Source organism: Roseovarius nitratireducens (genome assembly GCF_002925845.1).
GTDB classification, from domain to species: Bacteria; Pseudomonadota; Alphaproteobacteria; order Rhodobacterales; family Rhodobacteraceae; genus Roseovarius; species Roseovarius nitratireducens.
The window spans coordinates 197144-205733 of the sequence record NZ_PDNI01000036.1; the positions used below are offsets into that span (position 1 = coordinate 197144).

Annotated in this window: 12 protein-coding genes and 1 tRNA gene; 8 read left to right on the forward strand and 5 right to left on the reverse strand. The window is 66.3% G+C overall.

What is annotated here, in order from left to right; genetic code table 11:
* The first annotated feature begins 62 nt into the window (after window positions 1-62).
* Window positions 63-1022 (forward strand): LysR family transcriptional regulator, encoded by a 960-nt coding sequence (locus CRJ03_RS07710; protein WP_439126626.1) that lies wholly within the window; start codon window positions 63-65, stop codon window positions 1020-1022.
* A 63-nt stretch (window positions 1023-1085) separates the two neighbouring features.
* On the opposite strand, the gene CRJ03_RS07715 is transcribed toward CRJ03_RS07710, so the two are convergent.
* Window positions 1086-1162, reverse strand: a tRNA-Ile gene (locus tag CRJ03_RS07715).
* A gap of 96 nt (window positions 1163-1258) precedes the next feature.
* Between CRJ03_RS07715 and CRJ03_RS20445 the strand changes: the two genes are divergently transcribed.
* The 4 genes from CRJ03_RS20445 to CRJ03_RS07735 all read left to right on the forward strand — a co-directional run bounded on the left by CRJ03_RS20445 (window position 1259) and on the right by CRJ03_RS07735 (window position 3517).
* Window positions 1259-1600: an SH3-like domain-containing protein gene (locus CRJ03_RS20445; RefSeq protein WP_276308225.1), complete on the forward strand. Its 342-nt coding sequence runs from the start codon at window positions 1259-1261 to the stop codon at window positions 1598-1600.
* On the forward strand, window positions 1593-1871 hold the full coding sequence (locus CRJ03_RS20450) for an SH3-like domain-containing protein (RefSeq protein ID WP_104018312.1): 279 nt from the start codon (window positions 1593-1595) through the stop codon (window positions 1869-1871). The genes CRJ03_RS20445 and CRJ03_RS20450 overlap by 8 nt, the downstream gene beginning before the upstream one ends.
* Window positions 1861-2511, forward strand: a complete 651-nt coding sequence (gene nthA / locus CRJ03_RS07730; RefSeq protein WP_104018313.1) for a nitrile hydratase subunit alpha — start codon at window positions 1861-1863, stop codon at window positions 2509-2511. The genes CRJ03_RS20450 and nthA overlap by 11 nt, the downstream gene beginning before the upstream one ends.
* Window positions 2512-2572: 61 nt before the next feature.
* A complete protein-coding gene (locus CRJ03_RS07735) occupies window positions 2573-3517 on the forward strand; it encodes a lysophospholipid acyltransferase family protein (RefSeq protein WP_104018314.1) in 945 nt (314 codons plus the stop codon).
* A 2-nt stretch (window positions 3518-3519) separates the two neighbouring features.
* Here the strand turns inward: CRJ03_RS07735 and CRJ03_RS07740 are convergent, their stop codons facing one another.
* Window positions 3520-4104 (reverse strand): GcrA family cell cycle regulator, encoded by a 585-nt coding sequence (locus CRJ03_RS07740; protein ID WP_104018315.1) that lies wholly within the window; start codon window positions 4102-4104, stop codon window positions 3520-3522.
* A 143-nt stretch (window positions 4105-4247) separates the two neighbouring features.
* On the opposite strand from CRJ03_RS07740, the gene CRJ03_RS07745 reads away from it, so the two are divergent.
* Window positions 4248-5066: an ABC transporter permease gene (locus tag CRJ03_RS07745; protein WP_104018316.1), complete on the forward strand. Its 819-nt coding sequence runs from the start codon at window positions 4248-4250 to the stop codon at window positions 5064-5066.
* Window positions 5067-5075: 9 nt separating this feature from the next.
* Here the strand turns inward: CRJ03_RS07745 and CRJ03_RS07750 are convergent, their stop codons facing one another.
* A complete protein-coding gene (locus CRJ03_RS07750) occupies window positions 5076-5417 on the reverse strand; it encodes a hypothetical protein (RefSeq protein ID WP_104018317.1) in 342 nt (113 codons plus the stop codon).
* Window positions 5418-5538: 121 nt separating this feature from the next.
* Between CRJ03_RS07750 and CRJ03_RS07755 the strand changes: the two genes are divergently transcribed.
* Complete coding sequence (locus CRJ03_RS07755; protein WP_104018318.1) at window positions 5539-6366, forward strand: SDH family Clp fold serine proteinase; 828 nt, start codon at window positions 5539-5541, stop codon at window positions 6364-6366.
* Between the two features lie 20 nt (window positions 6367-6386).
* Here the strand turns inward: CRJ03_RS07755 and CRJ03_RS07760 are convergent, their stop codons facing one another.
* A complete protein-coding gene (locus CRJ03_RS07760; RefSeq protein WP_104018319.1) occupies window positions 6387-7433 on the reverse strand; it encodes a Glu/Leu/Phe/Val family dehydrogenase in 1047 nt (348 codons plus the stop codon).
* A gap of 119 nt (window positions 7434-7552) precedes the next feature.
* On the opposite strand from CRJ03_RS07760, the gene CRJ03_RS07765 reads away from it, so the two are divergent.
* Entirely contained in the window at window positions 7553-8008 is a 456-nt protein-coding gene (locus CRJ03_RS07765) for an Lrp/AsnC family transcriptional regulator (protein ID WP_104018320.1), read from the forward strand.
* A gap of 12 nt (window positions 8009-8020) precedes the next feature.
* Here CRJ03_RS07765 and CRJ03_RS07770 read toward each other — a convergent pair.
* The coding region (locus CRJ03_RS07770; protein ID WP_129590257.1) for a pyridoxal phosphate-dependent aminotransferase at window positions 8021-8590 on the reverse strand (570 nt) is incomplete at its 5' end.

Genomic DNA, 8590 nt, shown 5'->3' on the forward strand with positions numbered 1-8590 from the left:
GGTGCAAACCGGCCAATCATTAATCAAATAGATAATAAGAATTGTGACAATAGATGAAAACTATGGAGGGCCGCGACAGCCCCGAACGCATCATGCGCGAGATGGATTGGAACCTCTTGCGTACCTTCGTCGTTCTGGCGCAATCACGCTCTGTCACCGATGCGGCGAACCGGTTGCGCCTGACCCAGCCGTCGGTGTCCACTGCATTGAAAAGGTTGGAAAACCGCGTCGAGAAACGGCTCATTCACCGCGCGCCGGGGCGGTTCGAGCTGACCGAGGCAGGCGAGACGCTCTATCGCGAAGCGCTCGATATCCAGGGGGCGATCCTGCGGCTTTCGACGCTGATGCGCGACATGACCGACGAGGTTACCGGCCATGTGCGCGTCTCGCTGGCCTCTCACGTGATTTGCCCGCTTTTTGACCAGGTGCTGGCCGAATTCCACGCCGAGAACCCGCGCGCAACGCTGTCGATCGAGGTGCATTCCTCGGCACAGGCGATCGAGACGGTCTCTGCGCGCGCCTCCTCCTTCGCGATCTGCCTCGTGCACAAGCGCAACCCGAGGCTGGAATACCTGCGCCTCTACCGCGAGTTCTTCGGCCTCTTTTGCGGTCCGCCGCACCCGCTTTTCGGTCGGAGCAACCTCACGCGCGCCGATCTGACGGGGCAGAGTGCCGTCAGCTTCGAAACCGACCGGCTGCAGGATGCGCTCAAGCCGGTGACGCTGATGCGCGCACAGGCCGAACTGGGCGACCAGATCATCGCCACGTCGAGCCATCTGGAGGAAGTGCGGCGCATGATCGTCGCGGGGCTCGGGATCGGCCCCCTGCCACTGCACGTGGCCGCGCGCGACGTGCGCGACGGTCTGCTGTGGCAATTGCCGCCCTACGACCAGACAGCGGCCGTCGATGTGCACGTTGTGTGGAACCCGCAGGCGGTGCTCAACCGCGCCGAACAGGCCCTGCTCGCAGGCCTGTGCGCCCGGATCGAGGCGACCCCGATCGAGCAACGCACCTATCGCTGAGAAACCGCCGCGATCCGCATGGTCATCGCCGCCGGGCTCCCGCAGCCACGACAAGGACCGGAATGGTAGGCCCGGAGGGACTCGAACCCCCAACCAAGGCGTTATGAGCGCCCTGCTCTAACCAATTGAGCTACAGGCCCGACCTGACCGCGCGTCTTGGTAGCAGGTCGCGGGCATTGGTCAAGAGGGCGTTGATGGTCTGGACAGGACGGGCGGTGCTGCCTAGTCTTCTCACCATGAGCGATACGACGGGACGACGCTGGCACGACATGGGCGGGCAGGACGCAGGGCCTGTGCCGATGGATGGCCATGATTTCGCGCTTTGGGAAAAGCGCGTGGATGCGCTGATGGTGCTGTGCGGGCAGAAGGGGCTGTTTACAGTCGATGGCCTGCGCCGTGCGCTCGAGGACATGGGCGAGGACGCGTTCGAGAGCATGAGCTACTACGAACGCTGGATCGCCGCCGTGAACCAGAACCTCGTCGAGGGCGGGGCCTACACTCTGGAGGAACTGGGCGAGCGGATGCAGGAGATCGCGGCGCGCGGGTCCACCTATGGCGAGGCGCAGTCGGATGGTTGAGCGGGTACGCGTCAAGGCGCTCACGCCGCCGGGCCATGTGCGTGCGCCGTGGTACCTGCGCGGCAAGGAGGGGGTGATCGAGCGCCCCCTGGGCCATTTCGCCAACCCCGAGCAACTGGCCTACGGCCTCAAGGCCGATACGAAACCGCTCTACCGCGTGCGCTTTCGCATGGCCGAGATATGGGGCGAGGGGGCCGAGAACCCCGACGACACGCTCGATGCCGAGATCTACGGCCACTGGCTGGAAAAGGTGGATACCCATGCCCCATGACCATCACGATCATTTCCACCACGAGGGCATGAGCCCCTCGGGCCACCCCTATCGCGCCGACAATGACACGCCGCTCACCTATTGGCAGCGGATGGAGATCGCGGTGCGCGAGTTGCTGGTTGAAAAGGGCCACCTGACCCCCGCCGAGATCGCGGCACAGATCGAGGCGATGGATGCCCGCAGCCCCGCCAATGGCGCGGCGGTGGTCGCGCGGGCATGGACCGATCCGGCGTTCAAGGCGCGGTTGCTGGAGAATGCCTCGGAGGCGAGCCGCGAGATGGGCTTTGACATCGGGCCGCTCAACCTGATCGCGGTGGAGAACACCGCCGACACGCACAACCTCATCGTCTGCACGCTCTGCTCATGCTATCCACGCAACCTGCTCGGCCTGCCGCCCGACTGGTACAAGACCCGCGCCTATCGAAGCCGCGCCGTGCGTGAGCCGCGCACGGTGCTGCGCGAATTCGGCCTCGAGTTGCCCGATCATGTCACCGTGCGCGTCCACGACAGCACCGCCGACATGCGCTACGTCGTGCTGCCCGCCCGACCCGAGGGCACCGAGGGCATGGACGAGGCGCAGCTTGCCGCGCTGGTCACGCGCGACTCGATGATCGGCACGGGGCTTCCGCACCGGCCCTGACGGGCTTGTGATCGGGGGCCGGGCCGCGTATCCCGGCGCTATAGCAGCAAGAGACCGCCCGATGAGCGACGACGACCGTCCCCCCCTTGCCGCCCGTGCCGCGGATACTGCGCTCGGGATGGCGATGTACGCGCCGATCGCGCTGTGCAAGATCCTGCCCTATCGCTGGCGTATCCCGATGATGGGGTGGCTCACCGCGCGGGTGGTGGCACCGCTGGCGGGCTACGGGCGCCGCGTGCGCGAGAACCTCGCCCACGCCGTGCCCGACCTGCCCGAGGCCGAGGTGCGCCGCCTGATGCGCGCGGTGCCCGACAATGCCGGGCGCAACATGGCCGAGCTTTACTCCACCGACGAGTTCATCGCGCGCACCCGCCGCTCGTCCGTGATTGGACCGGGGCTCGAGGCGATCCGCGCGGCGCAGCGCGAGGGGCGGCCGATCATCTTTGTCACCGGCCATTTCGGAAGCTTCAACGCCGCGCGCATCGCCATGATCGAGCAGGGCTTCTCGATGGGTGTGTTTTACCGCAAGATGCACAACCGCTGGTTCAACCGCCGTTACGTGGCGGCGATGGGCGCGCTCAGCGAGCCGATGTTCGAGCAGGGGCGGCGCGGCATGATGCAAATGGTCAAGCACCTCAAGCGCGGCGGCGTGCTGGCGATCCTGACCGATCTCAACGCCCATGACGGCGTGCCGCTGTCATTCTTCGGCAAGCCCGCGCTGTCGCCGCTGGCCACCGCCGAGCTTGCGCTCAAGTTCGATGCGCCGCTGGTGCCGGTCTGGGGCATCCGCCGCGACAACGGTCTCGATTTCGAGATCGTCGTGGAAGAGCCGGTCCCGATGAGCGATCCCGTCACCATGACGCAAGAGGTCAACGACCGGCTGGAGCGGCAGGTGCGGGCACGGATGGATCAATGGCTGTGGATCCATCGGCGCTGGAAGGACGGTATCGGGCCGTTGGCCGAGCGCGGCGAGGCGTATCTCGAGGAATTGCGCCGCAAGGACTGATCTCAGCGCTTGCGGTCGCGACGGCTCGACATCGGCTGAAAGGCCACACCCACATGCGCCTCGCAATAGGGCTTGCCGGTCTGCACGGGCAGGCCGCAGAACCAGAAATCGTCGGTCGCCGGGTCGCCCACGGGCCATTTGCAGGTCCGCTCGGTCAACTCCATAAGCGAGAGCCTCTTGGCCTTCTTTTCGATCTCGCTGACCTTGGCGAGCGCCTCGGGGTCGATCTCGTTGGCAGAAGGCTGCGGCGGCAGCGGCTGGCCTGCCGGGATGATCGCCTTGACCCGGACGCTCGTGGTGACCGGCACGGCGTTCTCTTCGGTGCTCTCGGCGGGGGCGGCGGGCTTGGTGGTCGGCTTCGGCGTGGGCTTGGCCGCCGTTTTCGGTGCCTCGGCCTCTGGCGTCGCGGCAGGCGCGGCGTTCGCCGCCGGGGCCGAGCCGTTGCGATTGGACAACCCGAGCCGGTGCACCTTGCCGATCACGGCATTGCGGGTCACGCCGCCAAGCTCCTTGGCGATCTGGCTGGCCGACTGGCCTTCGCCCCACAACCTCTTCAACAGCTCGACGCGCTCATCGCTCCACGACATTCGGGGCTTCCCTTGCATTGAAAGGCGGCACAGGCGCTTTCGGCCCGCCGCCTTGTCATCTTGATCGGCCTCCTATTCTAATCACTCGACGATGAGTTACAAGGCATCGAATTGCAGACAGCACCGCAGACAGGAGACCACCCATGACCGAGCCCGCATACTCCGCCTCAATGCCAATGGGCGCGCGGCGTTTCGGGCGGGTCAACTGGCTTGGCCTGATGACGCTGGCGGAACGCGAGAATCGCCGGTTCCTCGCCGTCTGGACGCAGACCCTTCTCGCGCCGCTCATCACGGCGGGGCTGTTCATGATGATCTTTTCCATCGCCATCGGGCCGCGGCGCGGCGATGTCATGGGGGTGGATTTCACCACCTTCATCGCGCCGGGCATCCTGATGATGACGGTCATTCAGAACGCGTTTGCCAATACCTCGTCGTCGATCGTGATCTCCAAGGTGCAGGGCAATATCGTCGATACGCTGATGCCGCCGCTTTCGGGTGGTGAATTGGTGCTGGGCTATCTGGCCGGGGGCGTCGGGCGCGGGCTGCTGGTGGCGCTGGCGATCGGTGCCGGGCTGTTTCTCGTTCTCGGCATTGCCCCGGCCCATCCGCTGCTCGCGCTGGCCTTTGTCCTGCTGGGGGCCGCGTTCATGAGCGGCGTGGGGATCGTCGCGGGGATTTTCGCCAACAAGTTCGACCAGATGGCGGCGATCACCAATTTTATCGTCACGCCCCTCGCGTTCCTGTCGGGCACGTTCTACTCGGTCGAGGCGCTGCCGCCGTTGCTCTATTCGATCACCCATTTCAACCCGGTCTTCTACCTGATCGACGGGGTGCGCTTCGGCATGATCGGCGTCTCCGACAGCGCGCCGGCCCTCGGTCTCGCGGTGGGGGCGGCGGCGACGCTCGCCGTCTGCCTGCTGGCCTGGCTGATGCTGGCGCGGGGCTACCGGCTCAAGGTCTGATCGCCGGGATCACTTGCAGACGCGGTCGGCGCGCTCGGCATAGGCGGTGTAGGCGGTCCAGAACCGCTGATCGCCCGCGCGCTGCGACTGCCTGATGTCCTGTGCCGATTGAAGATCGCGATAAAATGCCACCGCGCGCCGCTGCTCAAAGCCGTTCAGCGTGTCATTGGCCACGGCCTGGATGCACCCGCACAGCGCGACCGAGCGCGCCTTGCGGCCCGAGGCGAGACAGGCATCGGAAATCGGACCAGACGCCATCGGCCTGGCGCCACCGGCACCGCCCGCAAAGCGGCCCGGCCCACCACAGGCCGCAAGGCCAAGGACAAGCCAGAGAAGAAGAATCGTTTTCATTGCCCGTCGCCTCGTTTCTTGTTGCCGTGTCCATGCCGCATATGCCGGGATTTTTCAATTCACATCCGCCGCGCGGGCTGCGATGGTTCCGGTGGTCGGCCTCAGCAGGAACGCAAGCGCGATGGATTTCACCTTCTCCAACCTGATCTTTCTCGCCTTTCTGGTGATCATCCTGCAACCGTTTCTGATGGGCAGGATGTTCGCGCTGCGGCGCGCACAGGCCATCAGCACGATCCAGAGGCGCCGCAAAACCCGCATCATCACCATGATACACCGGCAGGAGCGGCGCAGCCTGTTCGGGATGAACATGTCGAACACGATCGGGCTCGAGGATGCGCAATCCATCATTTCGGCGATCAAGGCGACGCCGCGCGAGATACCGATCGACCTTGTTCTGCACACGCCGGGCGGGTTGGTTCTGGCGGCCATGCAGATCGCCCGCGCGGTCGAGGCGCACCCGGCCAAGGTAACCGTTTTCGTGCCGATCTACGCCATGTCCGGCGGCACGCTCATCGCGCTGGCCGCCGACGAGATCGTGATGGGCGAATTCTCGATGCTCGGTCCGATAGACCCGCAAATCATGGGTGTCTCTGCGGCCTCGATCCTCGCTGCCCGCGACGCCAAGCCGATCGAACACGTCTCGGACCTCGCCCTTGTCCTCGCCGATGTGAGCGAAAAGGCCACCGCACAGGTCAAGCGCGGCGCGGTCGAGATCATGACCCCCCGCCTGCCGCAGGACAAGGCCGAGGCGCTGGCCGATACGCTGACCTCGGGGACATGGACGCATGACTACGCGCTCACCCCCGCCGAGGCGACCGCGTTGGGCCTGCCGGTCAATGTCGGGCTGCCGCAGGACATACTCGACCTGATGAAGCTCTACCCCTCCCCGGTGCGGCAATCGGCGGTCGAGTTTCTGCCTTTTGAGCCGCCCGGGCGGCGGATCGGCTGACCCCCTACGTCGGTCGGCGCCTACCCCGCGCGCGCCAAAAGCGCTTCCTCCACCATCCGGTCGGCGATCACGTTGGGGCTAACCGCCACGCCGGCAGCCCGAGTGAGGATGTCATCCATACGCGCCCGTATCGCTTCAAGCCTCTCGCTCACCCATGCCGCGCGATCATCGATATGCAGGATCTCGGCGGCCACGTTGATGATCCCGCCGCCATTGGCCACGTAATCGGGCAGGTAGAGGATCCCGCGTGTCAGCAGCCTGTCCGCATCCTGCGGCGTCGCGAGCTGGTTGTTGGCCGCGCCGCAGATCATGCGGGCGCGAATCTCCGGGATCGTTTCCGCGTTCAGCACCCCGCCGATGGCGCAGGGCGCAAGGATATCCGCTTCAATGGCGTGGATCGTGTCCGGCGCCACCGTCTGCGCACCGAATTCCCGCGCGGTCGTGGCCACGCGCGCGGCGTCCGTATCCGCCACGCTGAGCCGTGCGCCCGCCTCGTGCAGGATGCGGCACAGGTGCCAGCCGACATGGCCCAGCCCCTGCACCGCCACGTGCCGTCCGTTCAGATCGTCACTGCCCCAGAGCCGCGCCGCGCCCGCGCGCATCGCCGCCGCCACGCCGCGCGCAGTGACCGGCGAGGGATCGCCGCTGGCGTGCCGCCCCTGATCGCGCCCGGCGACATAGCGCGTCGCGCGAGCGATCTCGGCCATGTCGGCCGGGCTCATGCCCATGTCCTCGGCGGTCCAGTACCGCCCCCCGAGCGTGTCGATGGCCCGCCCCATCGCGCGCAGCAGCGCAGGCGTCTTGTCAGCCGCCGGATCACCCACGATCACCGCCTTGCCGCCCCCGAGCGGAAGTCCGGCGGCGGCATTCTTGTAGCTCATCCCCCGCGACAGGTTGAGCACATCCTCAAGCGCCGCGTCGCCGCTGTCGTAGACACGCATCCGAAGCCCACCCGCCGCCGGGCCAAGCCGCGTCGAATGCAGCGCGATGAACCCGCGCAACCCGGTCTCGGCATCATCGACGCGGTAAACCTCTTCGTGCGAAGAAATGGAAAGACGTGTCAGCATGGTGGAATCCTCCTCGGCATGAAGGTAAGAGCGTTCAGACGCGAAAAAACGCCAATTGCGGCTCACAAAACCGCACGTTTTAGAGATCATCGCCGGAAAGGGCCGAAATTTTGGTGAAAATGGACAGGATGGACCGCAAGATCGTCGCCGCCCTGCAACGCGAGGGGCGGCGCAAGCTCGCCGAGCTGTCGGCGGAGGTGGGGCTTTCGCCCACCCCGCTCGCGCGGCGGATCGCCCGGCTCGAGGCCGAGGGCGTCATCACCGGCTACGGCGCCCGCGTCGATCAGGACAAGCTCGGCCTGCCCCTCAACGCCTTCGTCTTCGTCGAGCTCGAACAGCAAAGCCGCGACGCGATCCGCGCCTTCGAGGCCCGGTTGCGGCAGTTCGACGAGGTGCTGGAATGCTACCTTATGACCGGCACCCGCGACGTGCTCATCCGCGTGGTGGCCGCCGATCTCGCGGCGTTCGACCGGTTCCTCGAGGACGGGCTGATGCAGACCCCGGGCATCCGCGCCATGCGCACCAGCTTTGCTCTGCGCACCATGATCCGGCGCGACGCGCTGCCCGAGCACTGAGGCGGCCCGACCTCAGAGCAGCGCGCCGATGCGCGTCATCGCCTTCTCGATGGCCTCGATGGAATTGGCATAGGAAAACCGCAGGAACCCCGCGCCCTCCGCGCCAAAGGACGTGCCGGCGATGGTGGCCACCCCCGCCTCGTCGAGAAACCGATCCTGCGCCTCGCCCGCGCTCATCCCCGTCCCTTGGATATTGGCAAAGGCATAGAACGCCCCGCCCGGATCGGTACAGCGCACCCCCGGCAGCGCATTCAGCCGCGCCACGATCAGCCGCCGCCGCGCGTCGAATGCGCGCATCATCTCGTCCACCGCGTCCTGCGGCCCGGTGAGCGCGGCGATCCCGGCATGTTGCGCGGCGGCATTGACGCAGGAATGATCGTTGATGCACAGCCGCGTGACATGCTCCACAAGGCTCTCGGGCCAGACCGCATAGCCCAGCCGCCAGCCGGTCATCGCGTAAGTCTTGGACCAGCCGTCGAGCATGATGAGCCGGTCGCGGATCTCGGGGTATTGCAAGAGCGAGACATGATCCCGCCCGCCATAAAGCATCCGGCTGTAGATCTCGTCCGACAGCACCGCCAC

Bases quoted from the DNA above. Each gene is read 5' to 3' on its own strand.
- CRJ03_RS07710 (WP_439126626.1), top strand. From the start codon at position 63: ATGGAGGGCCGCGACAGCCCCGAACGCATCATGCGCGAGATGGATTGG.
- CRJ03_RS20445 (WP_276308225.1), top strand. From the start codon at position 1,259: ATGAGCGATACGACGGGACGACGCTGGCACGACATGGGCGGGCAGGAC.
- CRJ03_RS20450 (WP_104018312.1), top strand. From the start codon at position 1,593: ATGGTTGAGCGGGTACGCGTCAAGGCGCTCACGCCGCCGGGCCATGTG.
- nthA (WP_104018313.1), top strand. From the start codon at position 1,861: ATGCCCCATGACCATCACGATCATTTCCACCACGAGGGCATGAGCCCC.
- CRJ03_RS07735 (WP_104018314.1), top strand. From the start codon at position 2,573: ATGAGCGACGACGACCGTCCCCCCCTTGCCGCCCGTGCCGCGGATACT.
- CRJ03_RS07740 (WP_104018315.1), bottom strand. From the start codon at position 4,104: ATGTCGTGGAGCGATGAGCGCGTCGAGCTGTTGAAGAGGTTGTGGGGC.
- CRJ03_RS07745 (WP_104018316.1), top strand. From the start codon at position 4,248: ATGACCGAGCCCGCATACTCCGCCTCAATGCCAATGGGCGCGCGGCGT.
- CRJ03_RS07750 (WP_104018317.1), bottom strand. From the start codon at position 5,417: ATGAAAACGATTCTTCTTCTCTGGCTTGTCCTTGGCCTTGCGGCCTGT.
- CRJ03_RS07755 (WP_104018318.1), top strand. From the start codon at position 5,539: ATGGATTTCACCTTCTCCAACCTGATCTTTCTCGCCTTTCTGGTGATC.
- CRJ03_RS07760 (WP_104018319.1), bottom strand. From the start codon at position 7,433: ATGCTGACACGTCTTTCCATTTCTTCGCACGAAGAGGTTTACCGCGTC.
- CRJ03_RS07765 (WP_104018320.1), top strand. From the start codon at position 7,553: ATGGACAGGATGGACCGCAAGATCGTCGCCGCCCTGCAACGCGAGGGG.